Annotated in this window: 18 protein-coding genes; 6 read left to right on the plus strand and 12 right to left on the minus strand. The window is 61.2% G+C overall.

Features of this window, described 5'->3' with window-relative positions:
- Positions 1-37: 37 nt before the first annotated feature.
- Positions 38-961, minus strand: a complete 924-nt coding sequence (locus tag ABEH27_RS04575; RefSeq protein ID WP_346612412.1) for a LysR family transcriptional regulator — start codon at positions 959-961, stop codon at positions 38-40.
- A gap of 114 nt (positions 962-1,075) precedes the next feature.
- Between ABEH27_RS04575 and ABEH27_RS04580 the strand changes: the two genes are divergently transcribed.
- Positions 1,076-2,272: an MFS transporter gene (locus tag ABEH27_RS04580; RefSeq protein WP_346612413.1), complete on the plus strand. Its 1,197-nt coding sequence runs from the start codon at positions 1,076-1,078 to the stop codon at positions 2,270-2,272.
- A 138-nt stretch (positions 2,273-2,410) separates the two neighbouring features.
- Here ABEH27_RS04580 and ABEH27_RS04585 read toward each other — a convergent pair whose 3' ends face one another.
- Together ABEH27_RS04585 and ABEH27_RS04590 are read right to left on the minus strand one after the other, a co-directional pair.
- The gene (locus ABEH27_RS04585) at positions 2,411-3,442 is read right to left on the minus strand and encodes a methionine synthase (protein ID WP_346612414.1); all 1,032 of its coding nucleotides are present in this window, start codon (positions 3,440-3,442) and stop codon (positions 2,411-2,413) included.
- A 25-nt stretch (positions 3,443-3,467) separates the two neighbouring features.
- Positions 3,468-4,454: a DUF1852 domain-containing protein gene (locus ABEH27_RS04590; protein ID WP_346612415.1), complete on the minus strand. Its 987-nt coding sequence runs from the start codon at positions 4,452-4,454 to the stop codon at positions 3,468-3,470.
- Between the two features lie 249 nt (positions 4,455-4,703).
- Between ABEH27_RS04590 and solA the strand changes: the two genes are divergently transcribed.
- Positions 4,704-5,879 carry an N-methyl-L-tryptophan oxidase gene (solA, locus tag ABEH27_RS04595; protein WP_346612416.1) on the plus strand — a complete coding sequence of 392 codons (1,176 nt, stop codon included), beginning with the start codon at positions 4,704-4,706 and terminating at the stop codon, positions 5,877-5,879.
- Entirely contained in the window at positions 5,876-6,655 is a 780-nt protein-coding gene (locus ABEH27_RS04600) for a MetQ/NlpA family ABC transporter substrate-binding protein (RefSeq protein WP_346612417.1), read from the plus strand. The genes solA and ABEH27_RS04600 overlap by 4 nt, the downstream gene beginning before the upstream one ends.
- A gap of 102 nt (positions 6,656-6,757) precedes the next feature.
- Here the strand turns inward: ABEH27_RS04600 and ABEH27_RS04605 are convergent, their stop codons facing one another.
- The 4 genes from ABEH27_RS04605 to ABEH27_RS04620 form a co-directional block, all read right to left on the minus strand.
- Positions 6,758-7,144 (minus strand): nuclear transport factor 2 family protein, encoded by a 387-nt coding sequence (locus ABEH27_RS04605; protein ID WP_346612418.1) that lies wholly within the window; start codon positions 7,142-7,144, stop codon positions 6,758-6,760.
- 66 nt (positions 7,145-7,210) lie between these two features.
- Positions 7,211-8,314, minus strand: a complete 1,104-nt coding sequence (locus ABEH27_RS04610) for an alkene reductase (RefSeq protein ID WP_346612419.1) — start codon at positions 8,312-8,314, stop codon at positions 7,211-7,213.
- 54 nt (positions 8,315-8,368) lie between these two features.
- Positions 8,369-8,947, minus strand: a complete 579-nt coding sequence (locus ABEH27_RS04615; protein ID WP_346612420.1) for a TetR/AcrR family transcriptional regulator — start codon at positions 8,945-8,947, stop codon at positions 8,369-8,371.
- A gap of 59 nt (positions 8,948-9,006) precedes the next feature.
- Entirely contained in the window at positions 9,007-9,903 is an 897-nt protein-coding gene (locus ABEH27_RS04620) for a LysR family transcriptional regulator (protein ID WP_346612421.1), read from the minus strand.
- Positions 9,904-10,082: 179 nt separating this feature from the next.
- Here ABEH27_RS04620 and ABEH27_RS04625 point away from each other — a divergent pair, with 179 nt between their 5' ends.
- Positions 10,083-11,093, plus strand: a complete 1,011-nt coding sequence (locus tag ABEH27_RS04625) for an NAD(P)-dependent alcohol dehydrogenase (protein WP_346612422.1) — start codon at positions 10,083-10,085, stop codon at positions 11,091-11,093.
- 34 nt (positions 11,094-11,127) lie between these two features.
- On the opposite strand, the gene ABEH27_RS04630 is transcribed toward ABEH27_RS04625, so the two are convergent.
- The 4 genes from ABEH27_RS04630 to ABEH27_RS04645 form a co-directional block, all read right to left on the minus strand.
- The gene (locus tag ABEH27_RS04630) at positions 11,128-11,865 is read right to left on the minus strand and encodes an SDR family oxidoreductase (RefSeq protein ID WP_346612423.1); all 738 of its coding nucleotides are present in this window, start codon (positions 11,863-11,865) and stop codon (positions 11,128-11,130) included.
- Between the two features lie 211 nt (positions 11,866-12,076).
- On the minus strand, positions 12,077-12,604 hold the full coding sequence (locus ABEH27_RS04635) for a phenolic acid decarboxylase (RefSeq protein WP_346612424.1): 528 nt from the start codon (positions 12,602-12,604) through the stop codon (positions 12,077-12,079).
- Positions 12,605-13,116: 512 nt separating this feature from the next.
- Positions 13,117-14,700: a rhodanese-related sulfurtransferase gene (locus ABEH27_RS04640; protein ID WP_346612425.1), complete on the minus strand. Its 1,584-nt coding sequence runs from the start codon at positions 14,698-14,700 to the stop codon at positions 13,117-13,119.
- Positions 14,697-15,305 (minus strand): cysteine dioxygenase, encoded by a 609-nt coding sequence (locus tag ABEH27_RS04645; protein ID WP_346612426.1) that lies wholly within the window; start codon positions 15,303-15,305, stop codon positions 14,697-14,699. Before ABEH27_RS04645 ends, ABEH27_RS04640 begins: the two co-directional genes overlap by 4 nt.
- 298 nt (positions 15,306-15,603) lie before the next feature.
- On the opposite strand from ABEH27_RS04645, the gene ABEH27_RS04650 reads away from it, so the two are divergent.
- Positions 15,604-16,557 (plus strand): ABC transporter substrate-binding protein, encoded by a 954-nt coding sequence (locus ABEH27_RS04650; protein ID WP_346612427.1) that lies wholly within the window; start codon positions 15,604-15,606, stop codon positions 16,555-16,557.
- A 10-nt stretch (positions 16,558-16,567) separates the two neighbouring features.
- The gene (locus tag ABEH27_RS04655) at positions 16,568-17,887 is read left to right on the plus strand and encodes an LLM class flavin-dependent oxidoreductase (RefSeq protein ID WP_346612428.1); all 1,320 of its coding nucleotides are present in this window, start codon (positions 16,568-16,570) and stop codon (positions 17,885-17,887) included.
- 958 nt (positions 17,888-18,845) lie between these two features.
- Here the strand turns inward: ABEH27_RS04655 and ABEH27_RS04660 are convergent.
- Entirely contained in the window at positions 18,846-21,257 is a 2,412-nt protein-coding gene (locus ABEH27_RS04660; RefSeq protein ID WP_346612429.1) for a TonB-dependent receptor, read from the minus strand.
- Between the last annotated feature and the right edge of the window lie 21 nt (positions 21,258-21,278).

Below are 21,278 nucleotides of genomic sequence, written 5' to 3' on the forward strand. Positions count from 1 at the left end.
AGGTATAGATCAGCCCTTCGCATAAAGCTATACAGAGTTAGATTTTTGTACAATTTTGCATCGCGTGCGCACAAATGGCATCGACCAATGCCCGCACTTTGGGCTGTGATTGCCGGCTTTTGGGCCATGCGATGTTGATCGGCAAGCCGTCAGTGGTGAGTTCAGGCAGGATCTGCACCAACGTGCCTGCGTCGAGGTGCTCCTGCACCAGCCACGTGGGCAACTGAGCCACGCCCAGCCCGGCCAGCACCAACGCCAGTTGCCCTTCTGCGTTGCCAATGGCGATGCGCCCGGGGACGATGCGCTGCTCACTGTCACTGGCGTGGCCACCGGGAAAGTGCAGCGGGTATACGCCGCCGTCGGTCTTGCCATAGAGCACGCAGCCATGTGCATGCAGGTCCTGTTCAGTTTCAGGTACTCCACGCCGCTGCAGGTAGCCTGGCGATGCGCAAAAGATGTGCTGCTGAACACCCAGTAATCGACGCTCCATACCTTGGGGCCAGGTGTCGGGCCCGCCGATGCGCACCAGGATATCGATGCCATTTTCCAGGGGGTCGACAAAGCGGTCGGTGAGCGTGATGTGTGGCATCAGCAGCTCATGCTGGGCGATGAAGTCGATGAGCAGGGGGAGCACCCGCAATTTGCCGTAAGACGCCGGCAGGTCGATTCGCACCCGGCCGCATGGCTCTGTCTGGGGGCTGTGCATGGCCATCTCAGCCTCGTCCAGGCTGGCCACGACCTCTTTACAGGTGCGGTAGTAATCGAGCCCCGCATCGGTCAGGGCCAAGCGGCGGGTGCTGCGTTCGAACAGCTTGATGTTCAAACGCTCCTCAAGCCGCGCCACGCTCTTGCTGACCGCCGAGGTGGTCAAGCTCAGGCGGTCGGCGGCTGCGGTGAAGCTGCCGGCTTCTGCCACGCAGATGAAAACCGCAATACCTTTCAAGCGTTGTTCGCTCAGCACCGATCGCCCCCATTGTGGAATAGATTTTCACTATATCGTTGCCTAATTGCCAAAGCTGATCTTTTTTTTCCAGTATACCCTTCGCTCCACCTTTTCCTGTTGGAGTACCTGTAGATGCATGCCACCACGGCGCCCCTTTCCGCGGCAGCAGATGCCCGCGCGGGCAGCAGCATCCTGATTCTCACCCTCGCTGCCTTCGCTGTGCTGACCACAGAGTTCATCATCCTCGGCATCTTGCCTGGGCTCGCGCGTGACCTGGGCATTACCGTTGCGCACGCAGGCCAGTTGGTCACCGTGTTCGCGTTTACCGTGATGCTGGTGGGGCCGTTCCTCACCGCGGCAATTTCCCATTGGGACCGCAAGAAGGTGTTCCTGGGTGTGCTGCTCATCTTCGCCGCCTCCAATGCCCTGTCGGCCGTCGCTACGGACTTCTGGACCATGGCGATTTCGCGCATCCTGGCAGCAGCAACACTGCCGGTGTTCTGGGGTACCGCCAGCGAGTCGGCAGGGCAATTGGCGGGCAAAGGTAATGAGGGCAAAGCGGTTGCCCGGGTTTACCTGGGCATCACGGCGGCGTTCGTGTTTGGCATCCCTTCAGGCACGCTGGCGGCGGATGCGCTCGGCTGGCGGGGTACGTTCTGGCTTATTTCCGGCGTCTGCCTGGTGATAGCCCTGCTGATGTGGGTGCGCCTGCCGACACTCCCAGAAGCCCCCAAGCGCGCCGTCGGCGAGCGTCAGACCGTCATATTGAAAGACCCGAAATTTCTCCTGCACATCGCACTTTCCGTGGTGGTGTTCACGGCCATGTTCAGCGCTTACACCTACCTGGCCGATATCCTCGAGCGGCTGGCCCATGTGCCCAGCGCGCAGGTGGGCTGGTGGCTGATGGGGTTTGGCGCAGTGGGCATGATCGGTAATGCCATTGGCGGGCGGCTGGTTGACCGCAGCCCACTCGGTGCAACCATCCTGTTGCTGATCGTGCTGGGGGCCGGTATGGCTGCCGCGGCCCCTGCAGTCGATACCTTGTGGTTGCTGATCGTGGCGTTGGCCGCGTGGGGCATTGCCTACACCGCGTTGTTCCCGGTTTGCCAGGTGCGGGTGATGATCGCCGGCTCGAAAGCGCAAGCGTTGGCCGGCACGCTGAACGTATCGGCTGCCAACGGCGGTATCGGCTTGGGGGCTATGATTGGCGGTGCGACAATTCAACAGTTGGGGTTGGCTGCGCTGGGCTGGGTGGGCGCATTGATTGCCGCGCTGGCGGTGGGCTTGGCCCTGCTGCTTATGGCGCGCACAACGAAGGCTTGCGTGTAGGAGCTGGCTTGCCTGCGATCGGCTGCGCAGCAGTCGTAAAACCGGTATCCGCGTTGTACCAGGCAGGGCGCGGATACAGAATTTACGACTGCTGCGCAGCCGATCGCAGGCAAGCCAGCTCCTACACAAACGCGTGGGTTAATGCATCGAAAGTTCCTGGCGCACGATGGCCGCGCCGGCGCTCAAGGCACTCAGCTTGCCTCTGGCAACCTCGCGGGGCAGGGGGGCCATGCCACAGTTGGTGCAAGGGTAGAGTTTGTCGGCGTCTACGAATTGGAGTGCTTTGCGCAGGGTGTTGGCAACTTCCTCGGGTGTTTCAACGGTGTGACTCGCCACGTCGATGGCGCCTACCATCACTTTCTTGCCGCGGATAAGTTCAATCAGGTCCATAGGCACATGCGAGTTGTGGCATTCCAGCGAGATGATATCGATGCTGGACTTCTGCAGTTTGGGGAACGCTTGCTCGTATTGACGCCACTCGGCCCCCAGGGTCTTTTTCCAGTCGGTGTTGGCTTTGATGCCATAGCCGTAGCAGATATGCACGGCCGTTTCACACTTGAGGCCCTCGATGGCCCTTTCCAGGGTGGCCACTCCCCAATCATTCACCTCGTCAAAGAACACATTGAACGCTGGCTCATCGAACTGAATGATGTCGACACCGGCAGCCTCCAGCTCCCTGGCTTCCTGGTTGAGAATCCTGGCGAACTCCCAGGCCAGCTTCTCGCGGTTTTTGTAGTGGTTGTCATACAGCGTGTCGATCATGGTCATGGGGCCTGGCAGCGCCCATTTTATGGGTTGCCCGGTTTGCTGGCGCAAGAACCTGGCATCTTCCACAAATACCGGTTTTTGACGTTCAACAGCACCCACTACCGTTGGCACGCTGGCATCGTAGCGGTCACGGATCCTGACCGTTTCACGTTTCTCGAAATCCACGCCGCTCAGGTGCTCGATGAAGGTCGTCACAAAGTGTTGGCGCGTTTGCTCGCCATCGCTGACGATATCAATGCCTGCGTGTTGCTGTTCCTGCAGCGATAAACGCAGGGCATCCTGTTTGCCTTCGACCAATGCCTGGTCTTGCAATTTCCAGGGTGACCAGAGTGTTTCGGGTTGGGCGAGCCAAGAGGGTTTCGGCAGACTGCCGGCAGTCGATGTGGGCAACAGCTTTTTCATAACGCAAACCTTGTTTTCAAATGGGTCAGGAGTTGTAGTTGGCGGACCATTGTTCAAGCACCGCCTGGTACGGTTTGATGAAGTGCTCCTCGACAAAGCGCCCCTGCTCAATGGCCAGCCGGCTACGTTCCTCTCGGTCGTAAACAATACGTGTCAGCGAATAATCCTCATGCTGCAGGCTAGGGTGGTAGGTTTTGCCTGCCACAGAATTCGCGTTGTAAATTTCGGGCCGGTAGATTTTCTGGAAGGTATCCATTGTGCTGATGGTGCTGATCAGTTCAAGGTTGGTGTAGTCAGCGAGCAAGTCGCCGTGGTGATAGAACGCCAACGGTGCAACGCTGTTTGGCGGCATGAAGTAACGCACCTTCAGCCCCATTTTTGCGAAGTATTCATCGGTCAGCGAATAGTCATCCTGCTGATATTCATGGCCCAACACAGGGTGCTGATTTTCAGTGCGATGGTAGGTCTTGCTGCTCGAAACACTCAGGCAGATGACCGGTGCCTTGTCGAACTGGTCTTTATACGTACTTGAGTTCACGAAGCGCTTGAACAGCTTGCCATGCAGCTCGCCGAAGTGCTCAGGCGTGCTGAACCCAGGCTGGTTTTTATTATGCTCCAGCAGCAATACGCTGAAATCGTAATCCCGCACATAGGAAGAGAAGTTATTGCCGACCATACCTGCCATACGCTCGCCAGTCGTTCGATCGAAAATCTGTGTGTTGAGGATTTCAATCAAGGGCAGGCCGGCCTCGGGGCGGTCGTTATCCACCGACATCGCGACGGAAATGATTTCAAGTTTCACCGTGTAGCGATCACCCTTGGGGTTGTCCCAGTGCGCCAAGGCGTTGAAACGGTTGTCAATCATGGTCAAGGTGTTGCGCAAATTCTGCTGGCGCCTGGCGCCCCTTGCCAAGTTGGCGAAGTTGGTCGTGATGCGCGTGCTGTCGGCGGGTTTATAGTGCTCGTCGAAGCCAATGCGCTTGATGGAAAACGTGAAGTCTGTGTGTGCCATGATCAGGTGTTCCACTCAAGTTTTTGCTAAGCCTTAAATTAAGGCGCATCTTAGGTAGTGGGGCGAACGAGGGGAACTGAATTGATTTCACAGCGGCTTTAGTCATATTCATGATGCACGCAACATTAAAAGCAGAAGATGAGCGTACGCCTGCGCTCTGCGCGCCTGGGCATAACCTTATACCTTTTAATTCTTTGTCTCCTGCGAGCACCTGCTTTCAACTAGCGCCTTTTTGAGTGAGCGCTGTCCGTGGAGCACTGTGAAGTAGTCGTCATCGGTCTGGGTGCAATGGGCGCCGCTACCACTTATCAATTGGCCAAGGCGGGTGTCGATGTGGTGGGCATCGACCGCTTCCAGCCCCCGCATACCTTTGGCTCGAGCCACGGTGACACGCGGATTACCCGGCTGTCCGTGGGGGAGGGCGCGCAGTACGTACCCATCGTGAAAAGGGCCCAGCAAATCTGGCGCGAGCTGGAAGCGCTGACCGGCGAGTCGTTGTTCGATCAATCTGGCTTGCTCGCGCTGACATCCAGCCCCGACTTCGACCCCGACGACAAAACCGACTTCACTTTGCGCACCATAGGCCTCGCCCAGACCTACGGGATCGAACACGAAGTGCTCGACGCCGAGCAGATTCGCCAGCGCTTCCCGCAATTTGCCAACGTGCGCGACGACGCGATCGGCTACTTCGAGCCTGGGGGCGGTTTCGTACGCCCCGAGCGCTGCATCGAGGTGCAATTGCGCCTGGCTGCGCAGCACGGTGCGACCCTGCATACGGGAGAAACGGTTACCCGGATCAGCTCGGATGAACAGGGCGTCACGGTCACCACCGATCGGCGCACGGTGAAGGCCGGCAAGCTGGTGTTCAGCGCGGGTAATTGGGCGGGCGGGTTGTTGGGTGAGCCCTTTGACCGGCTGCTCAGTGTCTACCGGCAGAAACTCTTCTGGTTCGAACTCGAAGCCGGCGCTGGCCTGGAGGGCGCGTCGCCCACGTTCATCCTCACCCATGGGCGCGGGGACGACAAAATCAATTACGGGTTCCCCGCGCAACCCGGCGAGGGCAGCCTCAAGATTGCGACCGCGCAATATCACACGGCCTCGCAGCCCGACCTGCTGGACCGCAGCGTGTCTGCAGCTGAAGCGCGGGACATGTACCAGCAGCAAGTGCAGGGCCGTATTGCCGGGGTCACCGCCAAGGTCCTCAAGTCGGCCGTCTGTGCCTACACCGTCACCCCGGACCGCCACTTCATCATCGACCAGCACCCCACACTCAAGCACACCCTGGTGGTGTCCGCCTGCTCTGGCCACGGCTTCAAGCACTCGGCTGCCCTGGGCGAAGCCTTTGCGCAGTGGTGCACACGTGGTACCAGCGACCTCGACCTGTCCTCATTCACCCTTGAACGATTCGAAGGAAAACACCTGTGAAGCGCATTGCACTTTCCCTTGCCCTGCTGGCCGCCTCCCTTGGCGTGGCACAAGCCGAAACGCTCAAGATCGCCGTGGTGCCCGTGCCCCATGCGGAGATCCTGGAGTTCCTCAAACCTGAACTGGCCAAGCAAGGTGTGGAACTGGACGTGAAGGTGTTCACCGACTATATCCAGCCCGACCGCCAGGTTGACGAGGGGCGGCTGGATGCCAACTACTTCCAGAGCAAGCCTTACTACGAGGCCTACAAAAAAGACCGGCCAAGCAGCGACCAGGTGCCGGTCGTGGCCGTTCACATCGAGCCGTTCGGCGCCTACTCGAGCAAGGTCAAATCGGTGGCAGAGCTGAAGGACGGCGCCACCGTCGCCATTCCCAACGACCCCACCAACTCTGGCCGCGCATTGCTGCTGATCGCCAAGCAGGGGCTGATCACGCTCAAGGACCCCAGCAACATCATGGCGACCGCCGCCGACATCACCAGCAACCCGAAGCACCTCAAGTTCAAGGAGCTGGAAGCCGCCATGCTGCCGCGCGTGCTGGGCCAGGTGGACATGGCACTGATCAACGCCAACTACGCGCTGGAGGCCAAGCTGGTGCCGCACAAGGACGCGCTGTTCATCGAAAGTTCGGAGTCGCCTTACGCCAACTACCTGTACGTGCGCAGGGACAAAGCCAACGACCCGGCAGTGCAGAAGCTGGGTGCGTTGTTGAACTCGCCACAGGTCAAGCAGTTCATTCTTGAGCGCTACCACGGCGATGTGGTGCCGGCGTTCTGATCCACTGCACTGCCATCGCACAGCAAGCCTTCACGAGCCAGGCCCGTGAAGGCTTGCGCAGTTCTGATGGGGATCCCGCTCAGTTTCTGAAAACAGCGCAGGTCAGGGCGCGATGTGGGTGTGGTAGATCTTGCTGACCACAGTCCACCGACCCTCGACTTTCAATAAATTGAAAAAGTCAGTGAAGCAGAAACCGGAGATGTCGTTGGTATCGATACGCGCGCTTGCGGCAGTGCCGACGATATCGATATTGACGATGACGCCCTGGGCCTCGGGCGAGGGGTGAAAAGGCGGGTGGTCGATGGTATCGAACAGGACCTGAATCGGCCCGCCAACAAGCTTGGCGTCAGCATCGACGCCAAATAGGGTGGCCTGCTCACTGAACGCCGGTTTCATGATGCTGCTCTTGGCCTGCTTGCCGCCTTCGTTGTACTGGTTGAGTACTTCGACGATGGCGTTGTATTCCTGCACGTAGGTGGGTTTGTTCATGGTGTTGTTCCTTTGATGAAAAAGCGGTTACACGTGGAGAGGATGAGCGCCTCGGCGCTCGCGGATTCAGTAATTGCCATTCGGCCAGTCGGTGTACCCCTTGGCGCCACCACCGTAGTAGCTCTCTCGTGCAGCGACCGTCAGCGCCGCACCCTGGCGCAAGCGTTGAACCAGGTCGGGATTGGAGATGAACAGGCGGCCGAAGGCCACGGCGTCGATCTTTTTTTGAGCGCGCCGCTCGATGGCCATTTCCAGGTCGTAGTTGTTGTTACCGATATAGGGCCCTGCGAAAAGGCCGCTGAGGGCATCCATGTCAACGTCCGCCGGGACTTCGCGGCTGGTCGCCGTGGCGCCTTCGACGAAATGCATGTAAGCCAGATTGAGCGCGTCAAGTTCGGGCACCAGGTAACCGAACAGGCCCATGACGTTGCTGTCGGGTGGTGTGTTGCCAGCGTCCGGCGTTACCGGCGAAAGTCGGATTCCAACCCGGTCACTCCCCCAGATCTCAATTACCGCGCGGGTGACTTCAAGTGTCAGGCGCGCCCGGTTTTCGATCGACCCACCGTAGTGGTCGGTACGCTGATTGGTGGAATCACGCAGGAACTGGTCGAGCAGGTAGCTGTTGGCAGAATGGACCTCCACGCCGTCGAACCCTGCGAGCTTGGCGTTGCGCGCGGCAGTACGGTATTGCTCGACGATCCCGGGGATCTCGTCGGTAGCCAGGGCGCGCGGTGTGGACACCGGCACGAAACCATCGGCCGTATAGGTATTGCCCTCGGCCTTGATCGCCGAAGGGGCTACCGGTGCCTGACCGTCAGGTTGCAGTTCGACGCTGGAGAAGCGGCCGACATGCCACAGCTGCAATACGATCTTGCCGCCTTCGGCATGCACAGCGTCGGTGACTTTCTTCCAGCCAGCGGTCTGTTCTGCGCTCCAGATGCCTGGCGTGGCAGCATAGCCACGGCCCTGGGCGCTGATATTAGTCGCTTCGGCGATGATCAGGCCGGCTGAGGCGCGCTGAGCGTAGTAGGTAGCGTGCAGTTCATTGGGGATACCATCCTCGGCATAACGGCTGCGAGTGACAGGTGCCATGACGATACGGTTGGCGAGTTCGATAGCGCCCATGCGGGTGGGTTCGAACAGGTCGGTACGGGTGCTGTTGTCAGTCATGAGAGATTCCATTGAGTAGACCAGTCGTCTAGTTTTCGGATAAAAAAAAGCCGCTCAACCGAGCAGGCTTTTAGTCATGGTCAAAGCCGATTGGAAGGGTTGGGCAGAGCGGTTCACTTTTGCCATCAATGACGCGCCCAACCAGAGTTGATAAAGCGATTCGGCCAGCGCTTCGCGGTCATTGGTAACGATGCTGCCATCGTTGATACCGCGTTCGATGCTATCGCTGATCAACCTGATGATGCGGGAAGTGCCTTGATCCAGCACCTGACGCATCACTTCAGAAAGATCACAGACTTCAGCGCCGAGCTTGACTACCAGGCATTTGTTATCGACGGCGTCGTCATGCTGGGTTTCACTCCAGTATTGAAAATACTTCAGTAGGCTTTGCGCGCCGGTAGGCTGCTGCCGGAGAATCGGCTCGATACGGGACAGATACTCTGCGAAGTACACGTCGAGCAATGCTTGGCCGAATTCTTCCTTGGACTTGAAATAATGGTAGAACGAGCCCTTGGGTACACCGGCAGTGCTCAACACCTCGTTGAGGCCGACAGCTGTGTAGCCTTTGTGGGTCATAAGTGCCCTGGCAACATCAAGGATGTGCTCACGCATTTCAATCGCTGGTTTCTTCATAGTGGGTACAGCCTAACCCAGATTAGACCAGTCGTCTAGTATGCCTTCTGGCGTTCCGACTAAGCCTCTAGCCAATGCCCATAGAGTTTGGGAAATTCGTCGCGCACCCAGCTAACGAAGGCCTCCACCTGGGGAGCCAGGTGCGAGCGGCTAGGGTACAGCACTGATACGGGCCTGGGCCGTGGACGAAAGGCTCGCAACACCTCAACCAGTGACCCGTCGGCCAGGAACCGGTCCAGCGTTATGCCTGGGGCCTGTAATATGCCGAAGCCTGCGATGCCACACTGGACATACGCATTGGACTCGTTGACGGTGATGCCCTGGCGACTGACATAAGATTGCTCGCGACCGCCGTCCATGAATTGCCAGGCCAGTGGGCGTTGGCTCTGCCCGGAGAGAAAGGTCACGCCACGGTGCGCGCTCAATGCCTCCAAGGTTTCCGGCTCACCATGTTCGCTCAGATATCGCGGAGCCGCGCAGGTGACCATGGTCGCCATACCGATGCGAGAGGCCACCAGGCTTGAACTGGGTAATTGCCCGATTCGCAGCGCGCAGTCTACGCCTTCTGCAACCAGGTCGACGGTCCTGTCGGTGACCCCAAGCGCCAACTCGATTCCAGGGTAGAGGGTTGAGAACCCTCGCAGGCTCTCTATGAGCCCCGGCTGGGAAAAAGCGGTGGGGATGTCCACCCGCAATCGACCCCGCAAGCTCGAACCTGCCGACGAGAACATCGCCGTGGCATCCGCCAGCTCTCCAAGGAGCTTTTTCGCGCGCTGGTAAAATTGTTCTCCTTCCGAGGTGAGCCTGACGGTGCGGGTGGTGCGCTGAAACAGCCTCACCCCAAGCGAAAGTTCCAACTCCTGGATCGCCCGCGTGACTTGCGGGCGGCCAATCTGCAGCGCGTCAGCCGCTCGGGTAAAACTGCCAAGTTCCGCCACTCGGGTGAACACTTGCATGGACTGGAGCAATTCCATAGCGCCCTCTGACGTTGAGTATTTGTTGCCGGTTCAGTGCAGGTGCACAGTTTGATTGTTGCATTTGAAAATAACAATCCTGTGCCTGGCTGGGCATTTATCGAGAGCCGTTGCTTGGGGAAAATGTCGCCATTGGGTTACACATACACTGGAGACAGGCAATGAAAGCATGGCTTTTGCACGATTTCGGACTCGATAATCTGGCACTCGGCGAAACACCTACCCCCTCTCCCAAGGCAGGTGAATTGCTGGTCAAGATCGGCGCCGTTTCGCTCAATTATCGCGATAAGGCCATCGTCGATGGCTTTTACGAACCTCATTTGGTACCGAAACCACTGATACCGGTCAGCGATGCCGCGGGCACTGTGGTTGCCGTGGGTGAAGGCGTCAGCCGATTCAAGGTGGGCGACCGCGTCAATTCGCACCTTTACTCACGCTGGATTGACGGCGAGCCGGGGCCGGACGAACCTGCCTACTGCTTCGGCATGCCACTGCCAGGCGGCTTGGCCGAATTCATGATCATTCATGAACAGAGCGCTGTACGTGCGCCACACGACATGTCCGACGAAGAAGCCTCGACGCTCCCGATTGCAGCGCTGACGGCATGGTATTCGCTGGTGGACTACGGCCAGATCCAACCCGGCCAGACGGTGCTGGTGCAAGGCACCGGAGGGGTATCGATATTTGCTGTGCAGTTGGCGACCGCACTTGGCGCCCAGGTGATCGTAACCTCCAGCAGCGATGCCAATCTGCAGGCGGTGAAAAAGCTCGGTGCAGTGGCGGGCGTCAACTATCGGACCTTCCCGAACTGGCAAGATGAAGTTCTGAAGCTCACCGACGGCAAAGGTGTCGACTTGCTTCTTGATGTGGCTGGAGGGGAGGGTTTGAACCAGTCCATCCTGGCAACCAAAGCCGCTGGCAAGATCGCTCAGATCGGCTTTCTCACCGGCCAGACCACCTCGCTCAGCCTCATGCCGCTTATCTTCCGCCAAACCACGCTTCGTGGCATAGCCGTGGCGCCTCGTTCTTCGTTTGATCGCATGAACGAATTCCTCAATGAGCACCGCATTCGCCCGGTTATAGAGCAGACCTACGCGTTCAGCGACGCGCACAAGGCCTTCGAACACCTGGCCCGAGGCGCTTTTGGCAAAGTAGTCATCAAAGTCGCCTGAGGCGTTTGACCAGGCCTCGGATCGCAAGTACCACTCAGAATGGACTTGCGGTCGGGCGCACGATCAGTTCGCTGACATCCACATCCGCAGGTTGCTCAACCGCATAGGCAATCGCCCGGGCAATGGCCGAAGCAGGGATCGAGATCTTGCGGAACTCGCGCATCTCTGCACGCCCGCCCTCATCGGAAATACTTTCGGCCAGCTCGGACTCGGTAACGCCTGGTGCAATGACGGTGACCCGGATATCGCCACCCACCTCTTGGCGCAAACCCTCTGAAATGGCCCGTACGGCATATTTGGTGGCGCAGTACACCGCAGCGGTCGGGCTCACAGCGTAGGCCCCGATCGAGGCGATATTGATAATCTGGCCGGCGCGCTGTTGTTGCATCAGCGGCAGCGTTGCGGCAATGCCGTGCAGCACGCCGCGAATGTTGACATCGATCATCCGGTTCCACTCATCGACCTTGAGCGCTTCGAGCTTGGAAAGGGGCATGACGCCGGCGTTGTTGATCAGAACGTCGACCCGGCCATGCAGTTCGACAGCGAAGTCGATGAAGGACTGCATGTTCTCCAGGCGGGTGACATCCAGCGCCAGTACATCAGCGATACCGCCGGCTGCCCGGATCTCCGTGGCGAGAGCTTGCAGGCGATCGGTGCGGCGGGCACCCAGAACAACGCGAGCGCCTTGGCTGGCAAGCAGGCGGGCTGTTGCTTCGCCGATACCACTACTGGCGCCCGTGATCACGATGACTTTTTGTTCGATACCGTGCATTTTCCCACTCCTGTTTCTGGCTGTAAGAGGCCCCGCCGATAAGCAGGTGAAACAAGAGTAAGGCGCCTGGGCTGGGCTGCGTTATGCGATTCCTGCTGCGGGTATGCACGATCCTGCAGGAGCGGCATGCGCCGAACGCTGCCGCGCTCCTGGATTTGAAATGTGGCCATCCCCGAACCTGTCAACAACCGGACTCAGTCAAAGTTGGCGTTCAATTTGTTTGATCGAGAAAGCCACTTGGCAGTTGCCCGGGTGCAGCATTGATCACCTGATCATTGTCAGCGCCGCGTTGTTCCATGAATGTTATTTTGGCGAATTCGCTGATGATGACATACGGGTACGCGGGGCCCTCGTCTCGGAATCGGTTCATGTCTTCTATAAAGTCATTCTGGTAGCAGATCGTTTTTTCCGGGTGTTGCCCCTCTCCGGCAATCCACTGGGGGAAGAAAATCGTGCCGTGGAGTCGGCGTTGTGCGATGTCGAACAAGAGGCTCACACAGGTGCCGGTCGGCTCATGCCAGTCAACCTTGAACAGACCCGGGCCGATTTGTACCAGGCTCATCGTTTGATGCGTTACCCAACGGCCGCCCACCAGCCCCTGATGGATGCGGTAGTCACAGGTATGCGCATTACGTGCGTACCATTCATACTTCCAGCCGTTGGCGTACGTGTAGATGAAGTGAGTCCCAATGAAAGATGACAGATCCTGAGCCGGCTCGATATCAGTGATATTCTGCATGGAGGTTCCTCTTTCCATAGACTGCGCAGCGTTGTCTGAGCGGATGTTAGAGGGAACTATGAACTGGGTAAGTTCATGATTAAGCCCATCTTCTTGAGCACGAAGGTTCAGGCTAGCAGCGCGATCTTGCCTTCGCCAGTCGCCCCCGAGGCGCGAAGGGCTGGCGGATCCGTAAGGCAAGCACTTCAAACTGAGGGATGGGATTGACTGCAACGCAGCGGAGCTACCTGTCGTGATGGGCCGCTATCGACCCATGGCGGGCACCTTCCCAAAGTGCTCTGTAGTCATTACCGGCCTCATCGCCGGCAAGCCGGCTCCCACAGAGATATCACCAGTCTTCGGACCAGCGCAGAGATATAACCAGTCTCCAGGCCTGCGCAGTACCCGTGGGAGCCGGGCTTGCCGGCGATGGGCCGCGAAGCGGCCCCGGCCTTTGGAAGTCAGCCATGACCGATGGCTGTCGTTCACAATGGGTTGTTACCGACCCAAAACAGCCTGTCGCTCGTTCAGGTTCAGAGCACCTTGAACCCATGGGTGCCATCGCGCTCGAGTTGCGCAACCAGGCCAAACTCCCAGTCCAGATACCCCTGCATCGCCTCGCGGGGGTTGTCCGTACCTTCGTACGGGCGCCGGTAGCGATCGCTGCGTGGTACGGCAAGCTGCGTTTCGCCGGTTTCCAGCGGTAGCCCGGCAGCGATCCAGCGCGCGGTGCCGCCTTCGAGCAGGTAAACGGGTGTGCGGGTGAGGGCTTGCAGGTCGCGTGCGGCGAAGCGCGCCAGCAGGCTGCTGCCGCACGTCAGTACATAGCGGCTGGCTTGTGGCAAACGCTCCAGGGTTTCGGCCAGCTGGGCGCGGATCGCCCAGTGGGCACCCGGGATATGGCGCTTGACGTAGTTGGCGCTGGTGGTGAAGTCCAGCAGCACCGTGCCGTCTTGCTGCAGCCAGCTGGCCAGTTGCTCGACACCGATCTCGTTGGCGGCGGGCAGTGCGGGCAGGGGCGGCTGCCATTCGCCGGTGGCGGTGAAATCTGCCTCGGACAAACCGTCGAGCACGGCTACCTGCCAGCCCATCTGCGCCAACCATGAAGCACTCATGTTGGCGCGTACGCCGTCGTCATCCACGAGCACGATGCGCGCCCCGCGAACGCTGGCCACGTGGTCGGTTTCCTGCACCAGCTGGCCGCCCGGCACCGAGCGGCTGCCAGGCAGGTGGCCGGCGTTGTACTCCTCGGGCGTGCGCACGTCGAACAGGTAGGTGGTGCGGGTGGGGTCGGCCTGCCAGTCGCGCAGCCCGGCACGTTCCAGGCGCAGCACACCGCTGCGGTCAGCGACTGCTCGCGCCTGGCGCGCAGCGTTGGCGCGGGTAGCGGCGCTGACTTCGGCGAAGCGGCGGTCCTGGCCATGGGCCAGCTGTTGGCCGGCAAGGGTCCAACCAATGGTGCCATTGCGCAGGGCGGCGACCGGGTTGGGAATGCCGGCGTTGACCAGTGACTGAGTGCCGATGATGCTGCGGGTGCGCCCTGCGCAGTTGACGATCACCTGGGTGGCCGGGTCCGGTGCCAACTCGGCTACGCGCAACACCAGCTCGGCACCGGGCACGCTGACACCACCGGGGATGCTCATGGTCTGGTATTCGTCGAGGCGGCGGGCATCGAGTACCACCACATCGGCCTTTTCATCCAACAGCGCCTGGACCTGCTCGGCAGCAAGCGATGGCGTATGGCGCACGCTTTCCACCAGTTCACCAAAGGCCTTGCTCGGCACATTGACGTCACGGAACAATTCGCCACCCGCGGCGCGCCAGCCGGCCAGGCCGCCGTCAAGCACAGCCACGTCGCGGTAGCCCAGCGCCAGCAAGCGCTGCGCCGCCACTTCGGCGAGGCCTTCGCCGTTGTCGTAGACAGTGATGGCGGTGTCACGCCGTGGCACCCGAGCGAAAACCTCCAGCTCAAGTTTGGACAGCGCAATGTTGGCGGCGAACAAGGGATGGTCCTGGGCGAACGGGTCTTCTTCGCGCACGTCGATCAGGGCCAGTTCCTCCCGGGCCAGCAGGGCGCGGCGGATGTCGTGGTATCGGCGGGTGGTGACGGAGCTCATGGGGCAAGGTTCTCTTTGGACAGGTCCCAGATGTTGGGCAGGCGGGTATTGGAGTAGCCGGAAACAAACGGTTTTTCGCTGCCGTCCTCGGCATAGACTGCGCGCTGGACTGCGCCGATGTTGCCGCCATAGACGTGGATGCTGATCGACACCTGGTCGTCGAAGGCATTGCTGACCTGATGGATGTCGCCGATGCGCGGCGACACCGCTTCCACCTGGCCCGGCTCCAGGCGCACTGCCGCGCCAAGCGGCAGCAGCTTGCCCTGGGCGTCGCGCTCCAGGCCTTGGGCCAGTTCCGCGCCGCGCAGCATGCCGATCAGGCCCCACACCCGGTGGTCATGTACCGGCGTCTGCTGCCCAGGGCCCCAGACGAAGCTCACCACCGAGAAGCGCTGGCGTGAGTCGCAATGCAGCAAGTACTGCTGATAGCGCTGCGGGTCGGGCTGGGCGAGGTCGTCCGGCAGCCAGTCGTCATGCGAGACCAGCTCGGCCAGCAGTTGCTGGCCGCGGTCGAGCAGGGCGGCTTCGTCGGGCTGCTGGTCAAGCAGCGCGGCGAGGCGGTCGATGAAATGGCGCAAGCGCTCCGGGCGCAGGTTCTGGGTCATGGTTCAGGCTCGGCTTTCGGGTTCCGGTCAACCCTAGCAAATCCTCTTTCTATTCTCAAAATGCAAAATAATCATAAGCTAATATGCAAATAATGCATTTACACCTGCGCTATTATGTTTTCAAATTGCCGTCGCCAAAGGCATGAGGTTATGCCTAATGCGCATTTCACAGGCTCGCAAATACACTTTAGTTTATAACCAACACTCTATTAATGCCTTTTGGCTATAGATAAACCTTGGACGAGACCGCACGCGCGGATCGGCTCATCTGCCCCTGACGGGGCATCTGGAGACGAACGTGCGGTATATGAAACACCTGGCTGCCACGCTGCTGGCCACTACCTTCAGCCTTGCCGCCGCAGCCCAGACGCTGGTGGTCGGTGACCAGAGCTACAACGCCCGCGCCGTCATGGAAGCGGCTGGGGTGCTCGACAACTTGCCTTACACCCTGGAATGGAAGCAGTTCACCGCGGGCTCGCCGGTGGCCGAGGCGCTCAACGTCGGCAGCCTCGACATCGGCCTGCTGGGCGACGCGCCGCCGCTGTTTCTCGGCGCCCTGGGCGCGCCGATCAAGGTGATCGCGGTCAGCCGTCAGAACCTCGAAGGCGTGGCCATCCTGGCGCGCAAGGATTCACCCATCCACAGCCTGCAGGACCTGCGTGGCAAACGCGCAGCGATATGGAAGGGTTCGTGGAGCCAGCAGTTGCTGTTCAGCGCCCTGGACAAGGCAGGCGTGCCCCGCGATGCCCTGGAGCTGCGCTACCTCAGCGCGCTGGATGCCTCCCACGCCCTGGACGGCGGCTCGGTGGATGTCATCGCCACCTGGGAACCTTACGTCACCCAGCAGGAGCGCCAGGGCGCCCGCGTGCTGGCCACCGCCGAGGGGGTCATCCCAGCGCAGAGCTTCGTAGTGGCAAACAGCAAGGCGGTGGAGCAAAAGCGGGCGCAGATCGCCGACTTTCTGCAGCGCCTGAAAAAGGCCCGTGACTGGACCCTGAACGACCCGGCCAATACCGAGGCCTATGCCGATGCCTGGGCCCAGCGAACCCGTGCCGACCGCGATATCGCCCGCACCTGGTTCGCCCGTGCGCGCACCGACCTGGCACCGCTGAGCCCGCAGGTCATCGCCGATGCGCAGAAGACCGTGGACTTTTTCGCCGGGCTTGGCCTTATCAAGCCCTACCCGGCGGCGGACCTGTTCGACACCTCGTTCGGCGCGGCCTTCCAGGCCCCCGCCATCAGCAGCCAGTGAAGGGATCCCCATGAGCAAACGACAGATCAAACTCGGTGCCCTGACCATGGGCTGCGGCGGCCCTGGCCGGCATAACCTGTGGCTCGACCCCGAGCTGCCTGCCGACGCCAGCGTCAACATCGACTGGTACATCGACATCGCCCGCACGGCCGAAGCGGCGTTGTTCGACCTGATGTTCATCGTGGACAGCCAGTTCATTACCCCAGGCTCGCCCTCGCACTACCTCAACCGTCTGGAGCCTTTGACCCTGCTCTCGGCCTTGGCGGTCAGCACCCGCCACCTCGGCCTGGTCGGCACCCTCACCACTTCCTACAACGCGCCGTTCAACGTCGCCCGCCGGCTCGCCTCGCTGGACCTGATCAGCAAGGGCCGCGCCGGTTGGAACGTGGTCACCAGTGGTGATGCCGGCACCGCCGGCAACTACGGGCTGGACGAGCACTACGACTACGACACCCGCTATGCCCGGGCGCAGGAGCATGTGCAAGTGGTACAAGGGCTGTGGCATTCGTACGAAGACGACGCCTTTCCCCGGGATCGTGCCAGCGGTCGCTTTCTCGACCCGTCGAAGTTGCATGCACTGAATCACCAGGGCGAGCACTTTGCAGTGGTTGGCCCGCTGAACATCCAGCGCTCGCCGCAGGGCCAGCCGGTGATCTTCCAGGCGGGCGATTCCGAGCAGGGCCGCGACCTGGGCGCCGCCACTGCCGACGTGGTGTTCACCCATGCCGCCAGCATCGAGCAGGGGCAGGCGTTCTACCGGGACATCAAGGGCCGTGCCGTACGCCTGGGGCGTGACCCGGAGCAGTTGCTGGTGTTGCCGGGGGCGGAGATTTACGTTGGCGACACGGACGACCATGCCCGAGAGATCGAGCGTCACTACCACCAGGCTGACCACAGCTTTGAACTGGCGTTGAAAGAGTTCGGGCGCAATTTCGGCTGGCATGACTTCAGCCGCTATGACCTGGATGCGCCGTTCCCGCAGGAAAGCCTGGAATACGCCCGCAGCAGCTTCTTCACCAACGCCAAGCGCATTGCCGACCAGGCAAGGGACAAGGGCTTCAGCCTGCGCCAGGCCGTGGAGTTCGGCCGCCAGTTGCGGCCGGGGGCGTTCGTGGGTTCGGCACACACCGTGGCGGCGAAGATGGCCGAATGGTTCGAGGCGCGGGCGCTGGACGGCTTCAACATCTACATTGGCCACCCGGGGCAGTTTCGCCGGTTCACCGAGGAGGTAGTGCCATTGCTGCAGGAGCGTGGGGTATACCGCACCGCTTATGAGGGCACTACCCTGCGCGAGAGCCTCGGCTTGCCGATACCGCGCTTCACCCGCTAGATCGCCGGATCGTTGGTGGAACAGATACCGCGTCAGCGTCCAAAGGGAGCGGCCGCTTTCGACCCATGGCAGACATCCGAAGGCCGGGGCCGCTTCGCGGCCCATCGCCGGCAAGCCCGGCTCCCACAGGTACTGCGCAGGCCTGGAGGCTGGTGATATCTCTGTGGGAGCCGGCTTGCCGGCGATGAGGCCGGTACTGACTACAGGGCGTTGGCACGGTGTCCGCCATGGGGCGTTTGCGGTCATTTACGACCGGCAGCTGTCGACCCGAAGCGGTCCCTACATGCCCTGGGGTTAGTGCGGTGTTCGGATGTGTTCGCCTTGAAATCTTCAGCGCCTATGAGATCGAGCGCCGCCCGCGCGGCGCATCGCGGATACATCCGCTCCTACGTTTGCTTCAGGCCAGTAACGTCAGTGACAGACGCGCGCGAACCCTTGTTTGTACGACTCGATATTGCGTCATGCACCAAGGCGGTCGCGCGCACCCCTCAGACATAATTGGCCAAAAACAAACGTAGGAGCGGATTTATCCGCGATGCGCCGCGCGGGCGGCGCTCGGTCTCATAGGCGCAGACGATGTCATGGCGGACATCCGAAGGCCGGGGCCGCTTCGCGGCCCATCGCCGGCAAGCCCGGCTCCCACAGGTTGGACTGCGCAGGGCTGGAGGCTGGTGATATCTCAGTGGGAGCCGGCTTGCCGGCGATGAGGCCGGTACTGACTACAGGGCGTTGGCACGGTGTCCGCCATGGGGCGTTTGCGGTCATTTACGACCGGCAGCTGTCGACCCGAAGCGGTCCCCACATGCCCTGGGGTTAGTGCGGTGTTCGGATGTGTTCGCCTTGAAATCTTCAGCGCCTATGAGATCGAGCGCCGCCCGCGCGGCGCATCGCGGATAAATCCGCTCCTACGTTTGCTTCAGGCCAGTAACGTCAGTGACAGACGCGCGCGAACGCCGTGTCAGAAGGTGTAGGTCAGTCGCCCGAAATAATACCCGCCGGTGAAGCCATACGGCGAGTACACCCCGTACCCCTTGACCATGGTCTTGCTGGCAGGCGCCTGGCGCTCGGGGTACACGTCGAACAGGTTGCGCGCACCGATCGCCAGCTCCAGGTCCTTGGTCAGCTGGTAGCCCACATCCAGGTCGGTGATCCAGCGCGCCTTGTAGTCGCGGTCCAGCGAACGGTCGTTGGCGGCATTCACTTCGCGCCAGGAACCGTAACGGGTCAGCCCCAGGTTGACCCGGTAGCGGTCCAGGCGCCAGTTGCCCCCCAGGATCAGCTTGGTGTGCGGTTGTACCTCGGTGAGCAGGTTGCGCGCCTGGCGGTTCATCAGCTCGTACGGCGTGCCGAGAATGTTCACGCTCTGCTTGTAATCGAGAATCTCGGTGTCGTTCCAGTTGAAAGCCGCCGTCCACTTCACAGTCCCGGCGCCACCCAGGTCCTGGTCAAAACTGCCCACCAGGTCCAGGCCCTTGGTGCGGGTGTTGGCGCCATTGGTGAAATACTGGCCGCCCGAAGTCGAGTCGATGCCATTGGCCAGCAGGGCCTGGGTGACCTCAGGGCCGAGCAAGGTACCGGTGAGGGTGATACGGTCGCGTACGTTGATCAGGTAGGCGTCGGCGGTGAAGGCCAGGCGCTCGCTGGGCTGCCAGGCTAGCCCCAGGCTGTAGTTGGCAGATTTTTCAGGTTTGAGCGGCTCGGCACCGAGTGCCTTGGCGGCGGCCGAATCCACCGGCAACACGCCGTAGTTGATCGACTGGTACACCCCGTCGACCACGCCGTAGGTGGTGGAGCGGGCGCTGAACAGGCTGTTGGCCAATGAGGGCGCCCGGAAGCCGTTGCTCACCGTGGCCCGCACGGCCAGTTCGGGGGTCAGCTCGTAGCGGGTGGTGAGCTTGCCGCTGCGGGTCGCACCGATGCCGCGATCATAGTGTTCATAGCGCAGGGCCGCGCCCCAGTACCACTGCGGGAGCGGGTTGAAACCCACGTCCAGGTAGCCGGCGTAGCTGTTGCGGCTGGTGCTGCTGGCCTCGGCCGGGGAGATGCCGTTGGTGACCTGCGCGCCTGAAGCCGCGCAATTGCCAGGTGCCGCGCAGTAGCCGCCGTCTGCCCAGCTGGCCCAGTCGCCGGCCTGCACCTGGTAAGTATCGCGGCGCTGCTCGAGCCCCCAGGAAACGTCCAGCGGCTTGGCCAGGCCTACCTCGAAGCTGCGGCGCAGGTCGAGGTTGCTGGTCAGCTGCGAGCTGACCCAGGTGCCGGACTCGAAATGGTCGGGCGTGGCTTCGCCCAGCGACGGGTTCTGGTTGTTCCAGGTGCCCTGTTCGGCCTCGTTGCGCCCGTAGGTGCTGGACAGATCCCAGTCCCACTCGCCAGCCAGGCCCCTGGCGCCGAATGCCGCCTGGTAGTCGTACTCCTCAATGTACCAGGTCGGTGTGTAGCCGGCCGGTCGCCCGTTGGGCCCGGAGGTGATGGTGTTGACGATGGTCGGCAGGCGGAAGTTCTGGCCCTGCTCGGCCTTGCGGTACGACCAGGTGCTGAACGAGTACAGGGTCAGGTCGTCCTGCAGCGGCAGTTCGGCGTTGTAGCCCAGGGTCAGCAGGTTGATCTTCGGCGTGCCGTAGCCGCCGTAGGTGACCTTGCCGGCGCGTTCCAGCGCTTCGGCCTGGCTGTAGCCGTTGGCGCTGGCCTTGTTGTCGTCGTTCTGGCTGCGGGCGTCGAGCGCCAGCTGGAGGATGCCCTCGCGGCCGATCTCGAAGCCTTTGTTCAGGCTTTGCTGCACGGTCTGTTTCTTGCCGTCGTAGCCCTGGCCCGCAGTGGTCACGGCAGTGCCGCTGGTATCGGCCTTGAGGATCACGTTGATCACCCCGGCGATGGCGTCCGAGCCGTACTGGGCCGCTGCGCCGTCACGCAGCACTTCGACATGGTCGATGGCACTGATGGGGATCAGGTCCAGGTCGCTTGGGGCGGCGCCGGCGTTGATGCCGCTGATGTTCAGGGTGGCGCTGGTGTGGCGGCGCTTGCCGTTGACCAGCACCAGCACCTGGGCGGCGTTGAGCCCGCGCAGGTTTGGCGCGCGGGCCATGCCGCTGGCGTCCCAGCCGGTCTTTTCCGGCAGGGTCAGCGACGGCACGCTGGCGCTCAGGGCTTCCATCAGGCCCGGCTTGCCGGTTTCCTGCAGCTGCTTGGCGCTGATCACGTCGATGGGCACTGGGCTGCTGGTGACAGTACGTTTTTCACTGCCACGGTTGCCGGTGACGATCACCGTACCCAGTGCCTGGGCAGCAGGTTCGTCGGCCAGTGCCGGCGCGGTATGCAGGCCGGCGGCGAAGGCCATGGTGAATAGCGGGGCAGAGGTAAAGGCTTGCTTCATGCACGCAGTTCCTTGTGTGGC

This window comes from Pseudomonas sp. P39-UII1 (genome assembly GCF_039672635.1).
In the GTDB taxonomy this organism is placed as follows: Bacteria; Pseudomonadota; Gammaproteobacteria; order Pseudomonadales; family Pseudomonadaceae; genus Aquipseudomonas.

Excerpts from the sequence above, each read along its gene's own strand:
- ABEH27_RS04580 (WP_346612413.1), top strand. The coding sequence starts at position 1,076 with ATGCATGCCACCACGGCGCCCCTTTCCGCGGCAGCAGATGCCCGCGCG.
- ABEH27_RS04585 (WP_346612414.1), bottom strand. The coding sequence starts at position 3,442 with ATGAAAAAGCTGTTGCCCACATCGACTGCCGGCAGTCTGCCGAAACCC.
- ABEH27_RS04590 (WP_346612415.1), bottom strand. The coding sequence starts at position 4,454 with ATGGCACACACAGACTTCACGTTTTCCATCAAGCGCATTGGCTTCGAC.
- ABEH27_RS04605 (WP_346612418.1), bottom strand. The coding sequence starts at position 7,144 with ATGAACAAACCCACCTACGTGCAGGAATACAACGCCATCGTCGAAGTA.
- ABEH27_RS04610 (WP_346612419.1), bottom strand. The coding sequence starts at position 8,314 with ATGACTGACAACAGCACCCGTACCGACCTGTTCGAACCCACCCGCATG.
- ABEH27_RS04615 (WP_346612420.1), bottom strand. The coding sequence starts at position 8,947 with ATGAAGAAACCAGCGATTGAAATGCGTGAGCACATCCTTGATGTTGCC.
- ABEH27_RS04620 (WP_346612421.1), bottom strand. The coding sequence starts at position 9,903 with ATGCAAGTGTTCACCCGAGTGGCGGAACTTGGCAGTTTTACCCGAGCG.
- ABEH27_RS04625 (WP_346612422.1), top strand. The coding sequence starts at position 10,083 with ATGAAAGCATGGCTTTTGCACGATTTCGGACTCGATAATCTGGCACTC.
- ABEH27_RS04630 (WP_346612423.1), bottom strand. The coding sequence starts at position 11,865 with ATGCACGGTATCGAACAAAAAGTCATCGTGATCACGGGCGCCAGTAGT.
- ABEH27_RS04635 (WP_346612424.1), bottom strand. The coding sequence starts at position 12,604 with ATGCAGAATATCACTGATATCGAGCCGGCTCAGGATCTGTCATCTTTC.
- ABEH27_RS04640 (WP_346612425.1), bottom strand. The coding sequence starts at position 14,700 with ATGAGCTCCGTCACCACCCGCCGATACCACGACATCCGCCGCGCCCTG.
- ABEH27_RS04645 (WP_346612426.1), bottom strand. The coding sequence starts at position 15,305 with ATGACCCAGAACCTGCGCCCGGAGCGCTTGCGCCATTTCATCGACCGC.
- ABEH27_RS04655 (WP_346612428.1), top strand. The coding sequence starts at position 16,568 with ATGAGCAAACGACAGATCAAACTCGGTGCCCTGACCATGGGCTGCGGC.
- ABEH27_RS04660 (WP_346612429.1), bottom strand. The coding sequence starts at position 21,257 with ATGAAGCAAGCCTTTACCTCTGCCCCGCTATTCACCATGGCCTTCGCC.